We start from the raw sequence: 17,900 nt of genomic DNA on the forward strand, positions 1-17,900 counted from the left end.
TAAAATTCCCAAAGGTGAGTATTGTCACTTATTCTCAGAGATATAATTTTCGGAAAAGCATATAATAAAAAAGGGGCCTAAGCCCCTTTTGAAATTTATCCTAGGTAAGGTTTAAGGGTCTTACTTCTTGAAGTATGACGCAACCTTCGGATTGCTTTTTCTTTAATTTGTCGTACTCGCTCTCGGGTTAAATTAAACTTCTCACCGATTTCCTCCAGAGTCATGGCGTGTTCTCCATTTAATCCAAAGTAAAGGGTAATAACATCAGCCTCTCGTTGAGTTAAGGTAGAAAGCGCCCGCTGTACTTCTTTTCGAAGTGAATCAGTCATCAATCCGTCATCCGGCTTTTCGTCACCATCATTTTCAAGAACGTCGAGAAGACTATTTTCTTCCCCTTGTACAAACGGCGCATCCATAGACACGTGACGTCCCGATATCTTCATGGTGTCAACTACCTCAGAAGCAGTAACTTCAAGCACTTCAGCTAATTCTTCAGGAGAAGGTTCACGCTCAAACTTCTGCTCCAATTCACTGAAAGTCTTGGAGATCTTATTCAATGAACCCACCCGGTTTAATGGAAGACGAACGATTCTAGATTGCTCAGCTAGTGCTTGCAAAATAGACTGTCTAATCCACCACACTGCGTATGAAATGAATTTAAAACCTCGCGTCTCATCAAAACGCTGAGCAGCTTTGATCAAGCCAAGGTTTCCTTCATTGATCAGATCACCCAAGGAAAGACCTTGGTTTTGGTATTGCTTGGCCACAGACACTACAAATCTTAAGTTTGCTTTGGTCAGTTTTTCGAGGGCAAGTTGATCGCCTTCACGAATTCTTTTTGCCAAAACCACCTCTTCATCTGCTGTCAACAGGTCGACTTTACCAATCTCCTGCAAGTATTTATCCAGGGACTGGGATTCTCTGTTGGTAATCTGTTTGCTAATTTTTAGCTGCCTCATTCAGAATAGAATTTGAGAAATAAATTTTTAATATTTTAAGATAGTCAATTGTTTGATCAAGCTTAGATCAAGCAACAGGTTTTTCAGGCTTTGGCAAGAGAACTTTTCTAGAAAGCTTGAATTTTCCTGTCTTTTTATCCACATCGATCAATTTGACCATGATTTCTTCACCTGGTTCAAGGACACCATCCATACTTTCCAAACGCTCCCACTTCACCTCAGAGATATGGAGTAAACCATCTTTACCTGGCATAAATTCCACAAATGCTCCAAACGGTTGAATGTTTTTCACCTTACCAGTATAAGTTTCTCCAATTTCAGGCTGAGCCACAATTGCTTTGATCCTTCTGATTGCTGCATCCATATTTGATTGATTTGCGGAGAAAATATTGATTTTACCCTGATTTTCAACCTCTTCAATTATGATTGTAGCTCCAGTATCTTTCTGGATCTCCTGAATTACTTTTCCACCAGGCCCAATAACTGCGCCAATTAATTCCTTAGGAATCCACATCATAAATGAGCGTGGAGTATGCGGCTTAAGATCAGCTTTTGGAGCAGCCAATGTCTTGGTGATTTCATCCAGAATATGTAAACGACCTTCTTTCGCCTGATACAAAGCCTCTTTCAATACTGAATAATCGAGACCTTCTACTTTAAGGTCCATCTGACAAGCAGTGATTCCTTTAGCAGTACCTGTAACTTTGAAATCCATGTCTCCTAAATGATCTTCATCTCCAAGGATATCAGAAAGAATAGCATATTTTCCAGTTTTTGGATCGGAAATCATACCCATTGCAATTCCCGTAACAGGTGCTTTAATTGGAATACCAGCATCCATTAGTGCCAAAGAACCAGCACATACAGTTGCCATCGATGATGAACCGTTGGATTCCAAAATATCCGATACGATTCTGATCGTGTACGGATTTTCGTTATCTGCAGGAAGCACTTTTTTCAAAGCTCTCATGGCAAGATTACCATGACCTACTTCACGTCTTCCTGGTCCTCTGTTGATTTTTACCTCTCCTGTAGAAAAGCCAGGGAAATTATAATGCAAATAGAATTTGTTATAACCAGAAATCATAGCTCCGTCTACCATTTGCTCGTCCATTTTGGTACCGAGTGTACAAGTAGTAATGGACTGAGTCTCTCCTCTTGTGAAAATCGCTGAACCATGAGCCGAAGGTAAATAATCAACTACAGACCAGATTGGTCTGATCTCATTCAAATCTCTTCCATCCAATCTTTTCTTGGTCTCAAGCGTAAGATTACGAGCAGCCTCCTTGTGAATTTTATGGAAGTATGGTCCGATCAGGCTTTTTTCAAATCCATGATCCTCACCCAAACTAGCGACAAACTCATCTTTAATTTGCTTAATCAGATCTGTTCTTATTGATTTATTCGCATTTTGTAAGGAAACTGACTCGAAAAGCTTTCCGTATAGCTCCGCTTTCATTTTGTCAAAAAGTGCAGGATCAGATTTTTCGTGATTGTAAACACGTTTCACTTCTTTGCCTACAGCTTTGGTAAGTTCTAGTTGAACAGCACAATGTCTTTTTATTTCTTCGTGCGCAAATTGAAGGGCTTCAACCATCTCATCTTCAGAGATTTCATTGGCTTCCCCTTCTACCATCAAAATATAGTCAATAGATCCAGCCACAATAAATTCCAAAGTGGATTTTACCAATTGAGATGGAGATGGGTTTATAACAAGTACCCCGTCTACTTTTGCTACTCTTACTTCCGAAATTGGGCCATTAAATGGAATATCGGAAACCGCCAAAGCTGCAGAAGCTGCCAATCCAGTAAGACAGTCAGGAAGAACGTTATCATCCGCCGACATTAAAGTGATGGCTACATTTGTGTCGGCATGGTAATCATCCGGAAAAATTGGACGAATTGCGCGATCAACCATGCGGCTTATAAGGATTTCATAGTCAGAAAGTCTTCCTTCTCTTTTCAAGAATCCGCCTGGAATTTTGCCGGAAGCGGCAAATTTTTCTTGGTAATCAACTGACATCGGCAAAAAGTCAACATTCTCTCCTGCCTCCTTCTTAGAAACTACTGTAGCCAAAATCATGGCATTTCCCATCCGCACAACTACTGCACCGTCTGCTTGTTTTGCAAGTGCACCCGTCTCGATTGTGATTTCTCTGCCATCCTGTAAGTGAATGGTCTTTGTAATTAAATTTGGTAACATAAATGGTTATTTATTTGATTTCTTCGGTTTGAAAAATTTATTCATCTAGCTTAAAAAGAAAAAAGTAAGGTTCTCAATTAAGAAAACCTTACTAATTGATTATTTTCTGATTCCGAGCTCAGCAATGATTGCTCTGTAGCGCTCGATTTCTTTCTTATGGAGGTAATCTAGTAAGCTTCTACGCTTACCTACCAACTTCAACAAACCTAGTCTGGTAGAGTGATCCTTTTTGTTTGACTTTAAGTGAGTAGTCAAATGTTGGATTCTGTGTGTGAAGAGGGCAATCTGTGATTCAGGAGATCCTGTGTCAGTAGCAGATTTTAACCGTCCATGATTTTGAAACAACTCTTGTTTTTTCTCTGATGTTAAATACATGTTTAGCTAAATTAATTTAAAACAGTCACAAAAGTAAGGTTATTATTTCAAAAAGTAAAAGTTCAATCGGACTTTACTGAGGATTTAGGCAAAAATGAGGTAACTTTTTTCCAAATACCTACATAAAAATCACCTTCAAATAGTCTCGCGTCTTTTCTTGCCTGCCTCAAAAAGAATAATCCAAAGGGTATAAGACATAAATTGGAGAAAATAGTACCGAAAAACGAACTCGTCACTCCTTCTTTTGCCCATTTTTCACCTGTTATGGTTAACATATAAAACATGATAAAGAAGATGATGGAAATCAATACGGGCATTCCAAGGCCTCCTTTTTTTATAATTGAACCTAAAGGCGCGCCGATCAAAAACATGACAAAACAGGCTAAAGCTTGGGTGTATTTTTGATACCAGGCAATTTCATATCTTCTGAATTCTCGTTCGTGATTATCTATTTGGGCCATTTTGACATTAAACGTGTTTTTCAAATTTCTTGAATTGTTCAAAGCCATTGTTAAAGCATTGGAAATATAGCCCCGCTTGAACATGATTGAATCAATTAACTCCATTTCTTGGGCTGTAAGTGATTCTGTACGTATAACTTTTTTCTTCACCTCAAGTCCTGAAGTATCTACAGATGTAATGATATTTGAGGATGGAGTGACCGAATCTATCCTTGTTGAATTCCGGTATATTTTTCGTTTGAAAATAGAATCCAAACGTGGGTTTTCTGGATTAGAAGCAACATTGACTTTCAATTCCCGGCTTTGAAGTGAGTCAACATTCTTAAAAGGCAAAGTATCTGTGTTAGATTTACTATTTTCAATTGAGTCTCTCTCTCTTCGTTCTCGTTCAATTCGTACCCTCCTTTCCTCGTCATCTTTTTGCTTCCGGTTTTTAATATCATCCGGAGGAGGTAGTTTTCTGTTTTTGGTAAAAAATGGATAGATACTTTCTGCAGTTTGATAATTCTGAAATTTTAGATCATTGACCAAAGAATAAATAGAATCTAGCCCTACCTGTATTTGCGCAATGTTTTTAATAGCACGATTTGTCGACCATTGATCTTCTGGAGTACGGCTAAGCTGAAATGCATCTAAATCAAACACGATAACGTTTTCATCAAATTTGGTTCTTGAAAACTCCACGGGAGGCTCTGAAATACCCCGAGTTGGACGATCCTCCTTATAATTTATTCCATTGTACAAGGTCAATTTGAGATAACTATCACTAAAGAAGGTTTCCATCCTTCCTGAGTCCGCCAAGGTCACATTCAGATTACCTTGCTGATCAGCATGGTTGTAGATGATGATATCTTTTAGCCGGACATCGTCACGCTTTTCATTGACTTTTATACTGTACCCAGGAATTCCTGCATAGAAAACACCTTCTTTGATATCCAATGCCGGTGATTTCATTCGGATATCATAGAGTAAACTGAAGGTTTTCAGGTTAACTTTTGGTACCAAATAGTTATTCGAAAGGTAGGCGCCAATCGTCAGGAACACGGCAAAAATCCCGATTGGCCTCATTGCACGAATTAAAGAAATCCCGCTGCTTTTAATGGCCGTTAATTCAAAATGTTCGCCCAAGTTACCAAATGTCATTAGGCTGGAAAGCAAAACGGCAAGTGGCAGAGCCATTGGAGAAATACTGATCACGAAATACCCGATCAGTTCGGCATAAATAAAAAATCCCAAACCTTTGCCAAAAATCTCATCGAAATATTTGAGCATATTGACAATAAGCAATATAAAGTCAACGACAAGAAAAGTGAGCAGGAATGGTCCCAGAAAAGAACCTAGAATAAGCTTATCGAGTTTTTTCATCCGTAATTACTACCACCGGCAAAGAAAACGATAATTTTCTTCCGAAGTTCAAAGTTGGGGAATTGAATGGGATTTATCCCCCAATAATTTCCTTTAACCTCGAAATCAACCCATCCCAAATAGCATCTAGCTCATCTTCTTCATATTCATTTGAGTAATCAATGACTTTTAGGAAAAGCGATTGAGTCAATTCATTTTCTTCCAGCTTGAATTCAATGAAGGAATGATCTGTTTCATTTGGAATTTTGGGATCAAAAAAATCGAACTTCACATGAAGATTTGTTCTCAAAGAGGTCAATTTTGCATGGTGATCTTCATTATCGAAGTTGAAGATGTAATTTCTGTCTTCATCGATTCGCACATCATCTGCAAACCACTCAGCTAATCCACTCGCTGTACTCAAATATTGAAAAACAATTTTCTTAGAAGCATTTATTTGATAATCAGCTACAAACTTATTTTTGACCATGATCTATTTTTTTTTCAGGTGACTTATTCACACAATTTCTCAGAACTGAACTTGCATTTCAGAGTACAAGACCTCATATTTGCATTCCCTTTTGAGAAGGGCTATAAATGGCTTATTTCACACGGAAATAGCCTTGTTTTCTAAAATTTGACGGTGGTTTAATATAACCATTAATTTTAGAAATCCACATCCGAACAAATTTTATTAAGAATATTTGGCGAGGTATCCCGATGGCTATCGGGAGCAGGATTCATATTTGGCGAGGTAGCTCAGTTGGTTAGAGCGCAGGATTCATATCCGCCGCGGCGGACGGGAATTCAAATCTCCTGATTAATTTGATATGTTGGTTTATAGTAATATTTGGCGAGGTAGCTCAGTTGGTTAGAGCGCAGGATTCATAACCCTGAGGTCGGGAGTTCAAATCTCCCTCTCGCTACAAAGGCTTTCAGAAATGGAAGCCTTTTTTCATTTTTGGTTATATTTCAAAGGTGAGCTTCAAACAAACCCAAAATCCACCTGATTCTTTTTTTGAAAAACTTGGCTTTTTAGGTCCAGGATTCATTCTTTCAGCTTCTATCGTGGGTTCAGGTGAATTAATCGCTACCACTATCTTAGGCGCTAAAGGAGGATTTATCACATTTTGGGTTATCCTTGTCAGCTGCCTGATCAAAGTTTCCGTCCAACTCGAATTTGGAAAAAATGCCATTGTATCGGGAAAACCCTTGATGCAAGAGTTCGGGGATTTGTCAGGGTTAGGAATAAAGAAAAGTAACTGGGCGGTCTGGTCCACTTTTGTCCTGACATTATTCAAGATCCTTCAACTCGGAGGTATGCTTGGTGGTGCTGCAATAGTTTTAAACTTGATTATTCCTCAGGTTTCAATGGTTGTTTGGATTGTTTTATTGGGATTTAGCCTAGGGCTCTTAATTTTCAAAAATTACTATCATATAATTGAAAAGACTTCGATGCTGATGGTTTTCGGGTTTACACTTTTTACTATTGCCTCCCTTATCGGTCTTTTCTTTACCCCATTTGCGTTTACTGCTGCTGATGTCCTCTCAGGTCTAACCTTTGATCTTCCTCAAGAAGTCCTTTTTGTAGCTATCGGAGCATTTGGTATTACTGGAGTTGCCAGCGATGAAATCATTGCCTATACTTATTGGTGTCAGGAAAAGGGGTACGCCACCTTTACAGGGCCCAATGACGGATCAGAGGCCTGGAAAAAGCGCGCTCAGGGTTGGATCAAAATCATGTACATGGATGCCTTCTTGGCCATGGTCATCTACACTTTGGTAACTGCTGCCTTTTACTTGCTTGGTGCCGCAATACTATATGGTGAGAATTCATTACCGGATGGCATGGATCTGATCAATTCATTGGCGGCTATTTATACTGAATCGCTCGGTTCAGGTGCTAGATATGGCTACCTGATCGGAGCATTTTTCGCACTTTATTCCAGTGTTTTTGCCACACTTGCATATTGGTCACGGCTTTTCCCTGATATCTTTTCCCAATTAGAATGGATAACCTCTAATGATAGAACAGGTCGAGAAAAATGGGTTAAAATCCTGGCTTGGGTACTTCCTTTAATTTGGATCCTGACTTTTCTTTTTGTGCAATTACCGGGTTTTATGATCCTGTCCGGAGGCGTTGTTGGTTCTGTACTTTTGCTTGTGGTGGTATTTGCAGGGATCAAATTCAGAGCAAAAAATCGAAAATTGCAGTTAGTCTCAGGCTGGTGGTCTGAGATTATTTTTTGGCTGAGTGTAATATCTATTCTGTTGGTCTCTGGCTACGGGATTTTCAAACTTTTCTAAAACAAAAAAGCCTTCCCGAAGGAAGGCTTCCGTAAAATAAGGTGTGCCGACCTTATTTTACTCTTTCAACTACAGCTTTGAATGCCTCTGGGTGATTCATTGCCAAGTCAGCCAAAACCTTACGATTAAGTTCGATTTCTGCTTTCTTTAGCAAACCCATCAATTGAGAATAGGAAACACCGTGCATTCTTGCACCGGCGTTGATACGTTGAATCCATAAGCCACGAAATTCTCTTTTCTTAGCTTTACGGTCTCTGTATGCGTACTGAAGACCTTTCTCGTACTTGTTTTTTGCTACTGTCCACACATTTTTACCTCTTCCGAAGTAACCTCTAGTGGCTTTAAGTATTTTTTTTCTTCTTGCTCTTGACGCTACAGCGTTTACTGATCTAGGCATAGTTTTTTGATTTTTGACGCTTGGTGCCCCGATTTACTCGAGATCTTTTTTACCAGAGCATCTGGTGAATTAATGAACCTTAATTTTAAAAGAGGTTTTGAGGAAGATCAGATCTTCAACATATCTCTCACTCTACCTTCATCGGCTACATGTACCAAACCGGTTTTGGTCAGGTTACGCTTACGCTTCGTAGATTTTTTTGTCAGGATGTGGCTTTTAAAGGCGTGTTTCCTTTTGATTTTACCGGTTCCCGTTAGGGCAAACCGTTTTTTTGCACTGGATTTGGTTTTTACTTTTGGCATTTTGCTGTATTTAATTGGTTGAAATTATTTTTTTCCGGGTTTTGGAGCCACGAATATGTTCATTCGCTTTCCTTCCAATTTCGGCATCTGTTCTACCACTCCATAATCCTGAAGAGCCTGAGCAAATTTCAACAAGAGCATCTCTCCCCTTTCCTTGAATACAATAGATCTACCAACGAAATGTACGTAAGCCTTAATTTTAGCACCTTCTTTTAGAAAGCTGATCGCATGCTTCAATTTGAAATTGTAATCGTGGTCATCGGTATTAGGTCCGAAACGGATTTCTTTCAAAACAACTTTAGCCGCATTGGCCTTGATTTCCTTCTGCTTTTTCTTCTGCTCGTATTTGAATTTGGCATAGTCCAAAATCTTACAAACAGGTGGATTGGTAGTCGGTGAAATTTCAACCAGATCCAGCTCATTGTCCTGAGCCAGTTTAATTGCCTTTTCTAGAAGCAATACTTCGTTCCCTCCTTCGACGAAATCTCCTACTACTCTTACTTCGCGAGCTCTGATTTTTTGATTTACCTTATATGGTTCTTCTTGTCGACCTCTAGGTGGTTGTCTTTCTCTCAAGTGTTTTCTATTGTTTTTATTGAAATTGACTGCAAATATCGGAATTATTTCTAATTCTAAAAAGCAGAATAAAATATTAGCTAATTACTACTTACTCAATGATTCTGAAATAATCTTCTGAAAATAAGTTATAAACTCGGCCGGTGTAAAGCTGCCCAAGTCCCCCTGACCGTGTTTTCGGACAGAAACTTTACCTTCTTCTTGTTCCTTTTCCCCTACTATCAGCATGAAAGGCACTTTTTTCACTTCTGAATCGCGAATCTTTCGACCGATCTTTTCATCACGGTTGTCAATGCTTCCCGCAATATCAGCATCGTCCAAGATACTTTTGAGTTCCTCGGCGTATGCAATATATTTTTCTGAAATAGGTAAAATATTGATCTGCTCAGGAGATAACCATAGCGGAAAATCACCTGCACAATGCTCAATTAGCACGGCAACGAATCTTTCCAAAGAACCAAAAGGCGCTCTGTGAATCATCACCGGTCTGTGCTTTTGATTATCCGAACCGATATACTCCAATTGGAATCGATCAGGTAATTGGTAATCCACTTGGATGGTTCCAAGTTGCCACTTTCTACCTAAGGCATCCTTTACCATGAAATCCAACTTAGGCCCGTAAAAAGCTGCCTCGCCAAGTTCAGTTACCGTTTCTAGTCCTTTTTCAGCAGAAGCTTCAATAATTGCTGATTCAGCCTTTTCCCAAGCCTCATCCGTACCGATATATTTTTCCTTTTTCTCGGGATCTCTCAGTGAAATCTGTGCTGTGTAATCTTCAAAGCCCAAAGCTTTAAACACATACAGCACCAGATCAATCACTTTGATAAACTCCTCTTTTACCTGATCCGGACGACAGAAAATATGCGCATCATCCTGAGTAAAACCTCGAACTCGGGTCAATCCGTGCAATTCCCCGCTCTGCTCGTAGCGGTAAACGGTACCAAACTCAGCATAGCGAATCGGCAAATCCTTGTAAGATCGTGGCTTATGCTTGTAAATCTCACAGTGGTGAGGGCAGTTCATCGGCTTCAGCAAGAAAGTCTCACCTTCATGCGGTGTAGTGATCGGCTGAAAAGAATCCTTCCCGTATTTTTCATAGTGACCAGAAGTCTCGTACAAAGCCTTACTTCCAATGTGAGGAGTAGTCACCTGTTGATAGCCTGACTTATCCTGTGCTTTTTTCATGAAGCTAATCAGTCGCTCACGTAAAAGTGTTCCTTTTGGAAGCCACAGCGGCAGACCCATTCCTACTTTTTCTGAGAAAGTGAAAAGCTCCAACTCACGACCGATCTTTCGGTGATCTCGTTTTTTTGCTTCTTCAAGTAAAGTCAAGTATTCCTGAAGTTCTTTGGCTTTAGGGAAAGTGACTCCATATATACGAGTCAACATTTTTCGCTTCTCATCCCCTCTCCAATACGCTCCGGCAATATTGGTCAGCTTGACAGCTTTGATAAATCCGGTATTAGGAATATGTGGGCCACGGCAAAGATCAGTGAAGTTTCCTTGCTCATAGAAAGTGATGGAACCATCTTCCAAACCTTCCAAAAGATCAAGTTTATACTCATCACCTTTCTCTTTGAAAAATGCGATTGCCTCTGCTTTTCCTACTTCTTTTCGAATGAAATCGCTTTTTTCTCTTGAGAGTTCGATCATTTTCTGCTCGATTTTCTCAAGCTCCTCCCCTTCCAATTTGTGATCGCCGAAGTCCACATCGTAATAGAAACCCGTTTCGATTGGAGGGCCAATGCCGAACTTTATGCCCGGATAGAGCGCTTCCAAAGCTTCTGCCATCAAGTGGGCCGAGGAATGCCAAAAGGTGTTTTTACCTTCTCCGTCATTCCAAGTAAGCAATTGGAGGCTAGCGTCTTCCTGGATTGCTCGAGTAGCATCCCAAACTTGGCCATTGACTTTGGCTGCGAGAACATTTCGTGCTAAACCCTCGCTGATACTTGCAGCAATCTGTAGCCCGGTTGTTCCTTTTTCATACTCCTTCACAGAGCCATCCGGAAGGGTAATTTTAATTTGTTGTGACATGTATCTTAGTTTTTCTGCCCATACAAACAGGCAAAGCGTTTAACCCGGATTATGCATTAGGGTTCGTTATGAGGGGTTTAATTGCAAAAAAAATCAGGTTGTTTGGAGACTGAGGCATAGCACCGCTATGGTGAAGTCGAAAACAGCAACGCAGTGACTGATTTTGAAACAAGTAAATCCCGCAATAGAATTACTAATGCATATTTCGGGTTTGTGCCACAAATATGCATAACCATCCTGCAAAGGAAAAATTTAGGCAAAGGGAATCTTGAAATGTTCTTCTATTTCTTTACGGTGTAAATAATTAAGACGGGGTTTTCAGAGTCCTTAGCTTCAAATGCTGTACCTGCGAAGTTCCGACTCTTTGCCATCGTATACTCCTTAAAGCCCTCATGCCCTAGCTCTTGTTTCTTTTTTTCCAGAATTTCATAGAGATCTTTGCCCGGAACTTGATTTCCCACTTTCAATTGGTCAAACTGGTACAATATTCCATTAGGATTATATCCATCGTCAAGGTCATCCGAAATTCTACCCTTGAGTACCCGGGTTATTTGTTTTTCTCTGTCGAAAAACACATTGAAGGGTTCACCCTGGTACCTAAAGCCTGAATAAAACTGCGATTCGGTTATAAACCTTTGATTGGGAACAAAGCTCAATTTTGATTTTTTGACAAAAAAGTTAAGCTCTTCCAATGGATTCAGATTTTCCCCATTCTTTCTTAGTTCTTCAATGCTTTGCCCATACTCACCATAGTCAAAAACTAGTTTTGGATTTAAAAGCCCTTTATCTAACTGGTAAATTGTATCATTAAAAGACATCCCGAAATAAATTGACTCTTTGGATTTCTGGAATAATTTTATCGAAGAGAAGTTTCCATAATATCGGTCTTTACTGAAAGGCAAGGATTTCATGGTGTCCTGAAAAGGTCTACTAACACTCAATACAAAATGATCTCCTGAATCTCTGGTATCGTGAAAGAAGTAAAAACGGTCGTTTTCTTTTACATATACTCCAGAATCAATTGGCTTAGTTAATTTCTCTTCCCTGAGAAATTCCCCGTCAAGACTAAACCACATCAATTTCGGAGGATATACTCCCAGTAACAGGACCTCTTCTCCGACAATAGTCACATCATTAAACTCTGAATATTGACCGGGCGCTTCTCCATAACTGTTGATTTCGGCGAAGTATTTTCCTGTTATGTCAAAAAATTTTACACATTGGCAGTGATTGATATCAATGGCAAATATTTTGCCTTCATGAAAAAATATTTTTTGCAATCCCCCACTTAACTGAGCGTCTTCAGAGTCATCCTTGAGCCATATGTATTCGATTTCTGGTTCAAAGAATTCTGATAATTTCCCCTCTCTAGCTTCGGAAAGATCGATTTTAACTATTTCCAATCCCTCTGGCGCTTGAATCGAATTTGAACAAGAAAAAAGGAATGTGAATAGGAGAAAAACTAAAAGTAAACTTGATTTCTTCATCCTCACAAAATAAGGAAAAGATTGAATAAACTAAAGAATAAACTGTGCATTCAATTTCACATGAAATGGTTTTGACCTGGGATCATCCAAGAAGTTAAAAAATTATTGATATCATTTCCTGTTATCTCAAAAAGCCTTTTCTACTACTTAAAAACTCTTTCCAAAACTTATTCCTGCCCAATAAGGAAAGAAGTGCCAGCTTTTCCCTTCTCTTTCCGGAAAATTAATAAATGGAGTATAGCCAACTCTAAAAAAGAATCCACCTTCAGGTTTTTGGTATCTGTAACCAATTCTTAAAGGAATAGCAGCATTAAAGACCACTTTATCTTCTAATTCTAATGATTCTGAATCAAAATCTAAAGTTCTATCTAAGAGTGAAATAAATCCAAAGCCCATTTCCAGATGGTGCTTTGACTTGCCATATAGGGCAGAGACTTCTAATGGAACAACGGGAAGCCAAATGGTCTTGAAATCATTTGATTTATTACGCCACATAGAAAAACCTGCACTGGCATTTAGTTTTAGTTTCCCTTTTTGATGAAAAATCTTGCTATAGTTTATCGCGTATCTTCCAGAACTCCCTCCTACTTCAAGGTAAACCGCATTTTTTGCTGTGAAGGTTTCGGATTCGGTTTGAGCAAAAGTGGATTGAAATAGTGTCAGGAAAACCAGAAAAAATCCGATGGGCACTGATTTGGAAGAGAAGTTCATGGCAAAATGGCTTAGTAAAACTGGCTTCTTTGACCCTAAAGAATTGACAATCTAAAGTACATCCTAAGTCAGCGAATCCTTTATAAAAGTTAATTTTCCAATAAATTAAAGTTTTTTTTTTACACACAAATATTTAGTAGTAAGAAACCTGAAAAAGAAAATATCGAATCATTGAAGGCGTTTTCTTGAAAAATTATATATCTGTCTCAAGTTTTATTCAATCCAAACTTTTTTAAGTAAACAGCCTAGCTGTTTTTTAGGTTTGGATTTATCATGCCAAATAAATTCTCGATGATTCACTTTTCGACCTGTATATTTGAAGCCAAATAAGTGAAATAATGATTTACGATGTAGTGATTGTTGGTGGTGGAATCGTTGGATTGGCCACAGGTATGAAAATTCAAAAAGCCCGGCCTGATCTCAAAATTGCCATTTTAGAAAAAGAGGATCAGCTGGCAAAACATCAGACAGGAAATAACTCCGGTGTGATTCACTCAGGACTTTACTATAAACCAGGGTCTTTAAAAGCCACTAATTGTATCAATGGATATCATGAGCTTATCAAGTTTTGCGAAGCTGAAAAAATCCCCTTTGAGATAACCGGAAAAGTGGTTGTAGCAACCAAAGAGGAACAAAAGCCTCTCCTAAAAACCCTTTGGGAACGCGGACTTCAAAATGGGTTGGAAGGTACACGTTATATTTCTTTGGAAGAACTTAAAGAATACGAGCCTCATTGCGCCGGGGTGGCGGCGATACATGTTCCTCAGACTGGAATAGTGGACTATTTTCAAGTGGCTTTAGCCTATGGTAGAAAAATAATTCAGAAAGGTGGAGAAATTTTTCTGAATCATAAAGTATTGAATATTAATCATAAGGATGGAATCAATTACATCGAAACCTCACATAAAACCTTTGAAGCCAAGCTGGTAATCAACTGTGCGGGACTTTACTCGGACAAGGTCGCACAGATGAATGATTCGGCATTTGATGATATCAAAATCATTCCGTTCCGAGGAGAATATTTTAAGCTCAAAAAAGAAAAGGAATACTTGGTAAAGAACTTAATTTATCCTGTGCCGGATCCTAATTTCCCTTTTCTTGGCGTTCATTTCACCCGAATGATGAAAGGAGGCGTAGAAGCTGGACCAAATGCTGTTTTGGCATTCAAAAGAGAGGGCTATAAAAAGAGCCAAATCAACTTCGGAGAATTCGCTGAAACATTGGCTTGGCCAGGATTCCAAAAAGTAGCAGCAAAATACTGGAAAACTGGTTTCGGTGAGATTTACCGCTCCTTTTCCAGGTCAGCCTTTACCAAAGCGCTACAGGAACTAATTCCGGAGATCCAGGAATCTGACTTAATAGAAGGTGGCGCAGGAGTTAGGGCACAAGCTTGTGATCGAACCGGAGGCTTGTTGGATGATTTTGCCATCAGAGAATCTGAATACGCCATCAATGTTCTAAACGCCCCATCTCCAGCTGCGACAAGTTCGCTTTCGATCGGAGGCACTGTTGCTGAGATGGCCTTGAAACGTTTTTCTTAATTATATGTGGTTAAGAACCGAATCAGGAAAGTATTTATTGGCCATGGCTACCATTTCATCTCCTCTGACTAAGTCATGGATAGTCAATTCTGATGTGTGAGTATGTCCGCTCGCCCCTACCAATTCTTTGACAGCGTGTACCGTATGCTTATGAAAATTATTGACTCGCTCTGATTTTTCCGTTACAACCAGCCCCCTTACAAGTGCCGGATTTTGAGTCGCCACACCGGTTGGACATTGATTTGTATTACATTTTAGTGCTTGGATACAGCCCAAACTAAACATAAATCCTCGGGCAGAATTACAGATATCTGCACCAAGGGCTATAAATTTTACAATCGAAAAAGCGCTGAGGGCCTTACCAGAAGCGATTATTTTGATTTTATCCCGCAGTTTGAATCGATCCAAGGTAACGCGGACGAAAATTAATGCCGGTTCGAGCGGTAAACCAACACTGTCTGAAAACTCAAGTGGTGCGGCCCCTGTTCCTCCCTCAGCGCCGTCGATTGTGATGAAGTCAGGGCAGTTATTCAGGCTGACCATCGCTTGGCATATTTCGATAAACTCTTCAGTTCTTCCGATGCAAAGTTTAAATCCGACGGGTTTACCTCCCGAAAGCTCTTTAAGTTGTGCGACAAATTTGATCAATCCTTCGGGATTTGAAAATGTCTTGTGTGCTGGAGGAGAGAGAACTGTAGTTCCTGGCATCAAACCTCTTATTTCTGCTATTTCAGGCGTATTCTTGATTCCTGGAAGCACTCCCCCATGTCCTGGTTTTGCTCCCTGAGAAAGTTTTATTTCAATCATTTTCACGGAAGGAAGTGCTGCTTTTTCTCTGAACTTATCTGGATCGAACGAGCCATTATCGGCTCTGCAACCAAAATAACCCGTACCAATCTGCCAACATAAATCACCCCCTTCCAGGTGATAGGATGAAATCCCTCCTTCGCCAGTGTTATGAAAGAAGTTTCCTTTTTTGGCCCCTTGATTCAATGCAGAAACTGCACTCGAACTCAAACTTCCAAAGCTCATGGCTGAGATATTAAAAATGGAAGCAGAGTAAGGCTGAAGGCAAGTCGGACCGCCTATTGTTACCCGGATATCGTCAGATACAGGCCCTTTGGCATATATCGAATGTCTTAGTGCGATGTAATGTTCGTCATTGATGTCCTTTTGAGTACCAAAAGGAAGCGTGTCATTTAAACCTTTTGCTCTTCGATAGACCAATGATCTAAGATTTCTATTGAAAGGTCTGCCATCAGTATTGGATTCAATAAAGTATTGCTGGATTTCTGAGGTAAAGGATTCCAATATGTACCTAAAATGTCCGACAACAGGGAAATTCCTCAAGATCGCATGCTTGGTTTGGAAGGAATCATAAATTCCCAAAGCAGTCAAAAATCCCAAAGTCAGCAATACAAAATTTCCAATACTGAATACTCTAAACTCATAAAACCACATAAAAAATAATGTAAGTGCAAACAATAGAATTACTGAATAGTAAAATAGCTTTCTCATGACTTTATAAGTTGTTGATATTCAAATATTTTTAATATCCGATTTTCAAAAGATGGGTGGATTTTTCCATTTTTCGGGTCGGAAGACTAGTGGCAATTGACTTTGGCTTTATGCCTATCGCTTGAATAGACACTTAATAAAGAAGGATGGTAAGGACAAATTAGACTTTAAGCCTATTTACATTTTTCATTTTAATCCACTGACAAAGAAGCGCAAATACAGCTTAAAAATATTCTATTTAGCCAAAAACATAGTCAAAAATCGATATTCCGCCCACGTGAATTCTTGTCCAACAATACTAAATCCAGTGTGTCCTCCTCTAGTGGGCATTTCCAAAATAATTTCTGACTTGGATTCAGCAAGTTTCACTGGGTAGGATTCCTGTCCAATCAAAGGATCATTCAAGGCATTGATTATCAAAGTCGGGATTGCAATTTGATGCATCCAATTATCCGCACTTACGGATTGGTAAAAGTCTTTTGCATCCTTGAAGCCGTGCAATTTGGCTGTAAAATGGGTATCGAAGACATCAAAATCATTCACCCTTCCGAGCAAATTTAAATCAATCAAATCAGGAAACTGAAGGGCTTTGGCTTCCAATTTTTTCTTCAGTTTCCCCAAAAAACGATTCTTGTAAAAAAGATTTCTTTTCAATTTTAAAGTTGCTGCACTCGATGGAAGATTGCAGGGCGTTGAATACACAGCTGCTTTTTTGATTTCTTCGGGAAGATCACTTCCTTTTTCCCCTAGATACTTTAGGGTCTGTGCACCACCCATACTTATTCCGGCAAGGAAGATCTCATCATACTGTTTTGATGAAATAATGTGTTCGATCACCGTGTTTAGGTCATAACTCGCACCATGATGATAAAGTATTGGCTTCAGATTAATTTCTCCCCCGCAGGTTCGGTTGTTCCAGACAACTACATCTACTTCATTTTGATCGAAAAGTTTGACTAGGCCCATCGCATAATGCCGTCTTGAATCACCTTCAAGTCCGTGTGAAACTATCAGCAGCTTTTTACTTCCAGCTTTTGACCAATCCAAATTCAAAAAATCTCCATCAGGAGTTTCAATTTTCTCTCGCTGATAGAGAACCCCATGAACCTTTCTTAGCAAACTAGGAACGATCGTCTCTAAATGACCATTAAATAAATGCCTGGGAGGATTTCGATATGTACTTGGAATTATAGGCATTAATTCAATCTGTAAACTTCACCTGAAGTTCATTTTGGGGTAATCAAATTTTAGATTGCAAACTTTACTTTTGGAATGTAAAGTTCATCATAGGGTTTAATTATAAGAATTGGAGCTGCATGTGCACGCTCCTTTTTTAGTTTAAAAGCCTATTTACTTCAGCAATTGCGATTTCAACTTTTTGAGAAAATACTTGAAAATGAGCCTTGGCGGCATTTCCAAAACCCTCAGATTCCAGAATCGATTTTCCCTCAGTGAGACATTCCGTCAAATCTTCAAATTCAAACATCGAAAGTGTAGGCTTAATTTTATGACGAATCTGTTGAATTTTAATCTCGTCCTTTTCTTCTATACCCTCAGAATATTTGGATTGAAGTTCAACTAATCCATTGTATATCGCCGAGGTGAGTTCAATTCTAAACTCTTCGTCGCCTTCAGCCATTTCCAGAATTCTAAGATTCAATTCCGGGTAGAAACTACTCATAGAT

General features: G+C 39.3%; 16 protein-coding genes and 1 tRNA gene. 3 read left to right on the forward strand and 14 right to left on the reverse strand.

The window, feature by feature from the left end; all coding sequences use genetic code 11:
- Positions 1–95 precede the first annotated feature (95 nt).
- From ACK4HU_RS01290 to ACK4HU_RS01310, 5 genes are all read right to left on the reverse strand, one after another.
- A complete protein-coding gene (locus tag ACK4HU_RS01290) occupies positions 96–959 on the reverse strand; it encodes an RNA polymerase sigma factor RpoD/SigA (protein WP_026951708.1) in 864 nt (287 codons plus the stop codon).
- Between the two features lie 67 nt (positions 960–1,026).
- Entirely contained in the window at positions 1,027–3,162 is a 2,136-nt protein-coding gene (gene pnp / locus ACK4HU_RS01295; RefSeq protein WP_409803023.1) for a polyribonucleotide nucleotidyltransferase, read from the reverse strand.
- Between the two features lie 99 nt (positions 3,163–3,261).
- Positions 3,262–3,537 (reverse strand): 30S ribosomal protein S15, encoded by a 276-nt coding sequence (gene rpsO, locus ACK4HU_RS01300; RefSeq protein WP_409803024.1) that lies wholly within the window; start codon positions 3,535–3,537, stop codon positions 3,262–3,264.
- 62 nt (positions 3,538–3,599) lie between these two features.
- The gene (locus ACK4HU_RS01305; RefSeq protein ID WP_409803025.1) at positions 3,600–5,363 is read right to left on the reverse strand and encodes an LptF/LptG family permease; all 1,764 of its coding nucleotides are present in this window, start codon (positions 5,361–5,363) and stop codon (positions 3,600–3,602) included.
- A 73-nt stretch (positions 5,364–5,436) separates the two neighbouring features.
- On the reverse strand, positions 5,437–5,832 hold the full coding sequence (locus ACK4HU_RS01310) for an START-like domain-containing protein (protein WP_409803026.1): 396 nt from the start codon (positions 5,830–5,832) through the stop codon (positions 5,437–5,439).
- Between the two features lie 362 nt (positions 5,833–6,194).
- On the opposite strand from ACK4HU_RS01310, the gene ACK4HU_RS01315 reads away from it, so the two are divergent.
- Positions 6,195–6,268, forward strand: a tRNA-Met gene (locus tag ACK4HU_RS01315).
- Between the two features lie 52 nt (positions 6,269–6,320).
- The gene (locus tag ACK4HU_RS01320; RefSeq protein WP_409803027.1) at positions 6,321–7,649 is read left to right on the forward strand and encodes an Nramp family divalent metal transporter; all 1,329 of its coding nucleotides are present in this window, start codon (positions 6,321–6,323) and stop codon (positions 7,647–7,649) included.
- Positions 7,650–7,701: 52 nt separating this feature from the next.
- Here the strand turns inward: ACK4HU_RS01320 and rplT are convergent, their stop codons facing one another.
- From rplT to ACK4HU_RS01350, 6 genes are all read right to left on the reverse strand, one after another.
- Positions 7,702–8,046 (reverse strand): 50S ribosomal protein L20, encoded by a 345-nt coding sequence (rplT, locus tag ACK4HU_RS01325; RefSeq protein ID WP_409803028.1) that lies wholly within the window; start codon positions 8,044–8,046, stop codon positions 7,702–7,704.
- Positions 8,047–8,153: 107 nt separating this feature from the next.
- Positions 8,154–8,348 (reverse strand): 50S ribosomal protein L35, encoded by a 195-nt coding sequence (gene rpmI, locus ACK4HU_RS01330; protein ID WP_409803029.1) that lies wholly within the window; start codon positions 8,346–8,348, stop codon positions 8,154–8,156.
- Positions 8,349–8,372: 24 nt separating this feature from the next.
- Positions 8,373–8,924 (reverse strand): translation initiation factor IF-3, encoded by a 552-nt coding sequence (gene infC, locus ACK4HU_RS01335; RefSeq protein WP_409803030.1) that lies wholly within the window; start codon positions 8,922–8,924, stop codon positions 8,373–8,375.
- An 87-nt stretch (positions 8,925–9,011) separates the two neighbouring features.
- Positions 9,012–10,958, reverse strand: a complete 1,947-nt coding sequence (thrS, locus tag ACK4HU_RS01340) for a threonine--tRNA ligase (RefSeq protein ID WP_409803031.1) — start codon at positions 10,956–10,958, stop codon at positions 9,012–9,014.
- A gap of 281 nt (positions 10,959–11,239) precedes the next feature.
- Positions 11,240–12,445: a 6-bladed beta-propeller gene (locus ACK4HU_RS01345; RefSeq protein WP_409803032.1), complete on the reverse strand. Its 1,206-nt coding sequence runs from the start codon at positions 12,443–12,445 to the stop codon at positions 11,240–11,242.
- A 147-nt stretch (positions 12,446–12,592) separates the two neighbouring features.
- Positions 12,593–13,156 carry a hypothetical protein gene (locus tag ACK4HU_RS01350; protein WP_409803033.1) on the reverse strand — a complete coding sequence of 188 codons (564 nt, stop codon included), beginning with the start codon at positions 13,154–13,156 and terminating at the stop codon, positions 12,593–12,595.
- Positions 13,157–13,494: 338 nt separating this feature from the next.
- On the opposite strand from ACK4HU_RS01350, the gene lhgO reads away from it, so the two are divergent.
- A complete protein-coding gene (gene lhgO, locus ACK4HU_RS01355; RefSeq protein WP_409803034.1) occupies positions 13,495–14,697 on the forward strand; it encodes an L-2-hydroxyglutarate oxidase in 1,203 nt (400 codons plus the stop codon).
- On the opposite strand, the gene ACK4HU_RS01360 is transcribed toward lhgO, so the two are convergent.
- The 3 genes from ACK4HU_RS01360 to ACK4HU_RS01370 form a co-directional block, all read right to left on the reverse strand.
- Positions 14,698–16,215, reverse strand: coding sequence for an FMN-binding glutamate synthase family protein (locus ACK4HU_RS01360; protein WP_409803035.1), 1,518 nt, complete (start codon positions 16,213–16,215; stop codon positions 14,698–14,700).
- A 234-nt stretch (positions 16,216–16,449) separates the two neighbouring features.
- Positions 16,450–17,412: a YheT family hydrolase gene (locus ACK4HU_RS01365; protein WP_409803036.1), complete on the reverse strand. Its 963-nt coding sequence runs from the start codon at positions 17,410–17,412 to the stop codon at positions 16,450–16,452.
- Between the two features lie 136 nt (positions 17,413–17,548).
- Positions 17,549–17,896: a hypothetical protein gene (locus ACK4HU_RS01370; RefSeq protein WP_409803037.1), complete on the reverse strand. Its 348-nt coding sequence runs from the start codon at positions 17,894–17,896 to the stop codon at positions 17,549–17,551.
- Between the last annotated feature and the right edge of the window lie 4 nt (positions 17,897–17,900).

The sequence above is a fragment of the Algoriphagus sp. genome, from assembly GCF_046296635.1.
Lineage (GTDB): Bacteria > Bacteroidota > Bacteroidia > Cytophagales > Cyclobacteriaceae > Algoriphagus.

Coding starts and splice junctions, on each gene's coding strand:
- thrS (WP_409803031.1), bottom strand. CDS start 10,958: ATGTCACAACAAATTAAAATTACCCTTCCGGATGGCTCTGTGAAGGAG.
- ACK4HU_RS01370 (WP_409803037.1), bottom strand. CDS start 17,896: ATGAGTAGTTTCTACCCGGAATTGAATCTTAGAATTCTGGAAATGGCT.
- pnp (WP_409803023.1), bottom strand. CDS start 3,162: ATGTTACCAAATTTAATTACAAAGACCATTCACTTACAGGATGGCAGA.
- ACK4HU_RS01350 (WP_409803033.1), bottom strand. CDS start 13,156: ATGAACTTCTCTTCCAAATCAGTGCCCATCGGATTTTTTCTGGTTTTC.
- rpmI (WP_409803029.1), bottom strand. CDS start 8,348: ATGCCAAAAGTAAAAACCAAATCCAGTGCAAAAAAACGGTTTGCCCTA.
- ACK4HU_RS01360 (WP_409803035.1), bottom strand. CDS start 16,215: ATGAGAAAGCTATTTTACTATTCAGTAATTCTATTGTTTGCACTTACA.
- ACK4HU_RS01345 (WP_409803032.1), bottom strand. CDS start 12,445: ATGAAGAAATCAAGTTTACTTTTAGTTTTTCTCCTATTCACATTCCTT.
- ACK4HU_RS01365 (WP_409803036.1), bottom strand. CDS start 17,412: ATGCCTATAATTCCAAGTACATATCGAAATCCTCCCAGGCATTTATTT.
- rplT (WP_409803028.1), bottom strand. CDS start 8,046: ATGCCTAGATCAGTAAACGCTGTAGCGTCAAGAGCAAGAAGAAAAAAA.
- lhgO (WP_409803034.1), top strand. CDS start 13,495: ATGATTTACGATGTAGTGATTGTTGGTGGTGGAATCGTTGGATTGGCC.
- ACK4HU_RS01290 (WP_026951708.1), bottom strand. CDS start 959: ATGAGGCAGCTAAAAATTAGCAAACAGATTACCAACAGAGAATCCCAG.
- ACK4HU_RS01305 (WP_409803025.1), bottom strand. CDS start 5,363: ATGAAAAAACTCGATAAGCTTATTCTAGGTTCTTTTCTGGGACCATTC.
- rpsO (WP_409803024.1), bottom strand. CDS start 3,537: ATGTATTTAACATCAGAGAAAAAACAAGAGTTGTTTCAAAATCATGGA.
- ACK4HU_RS01310 (WP_409803026.1), bottom strand. CDS start 5,832: ATGGTCAAAAATAAGTTTGTAGCTGATTATCAAATAAATGCTTCTAAG.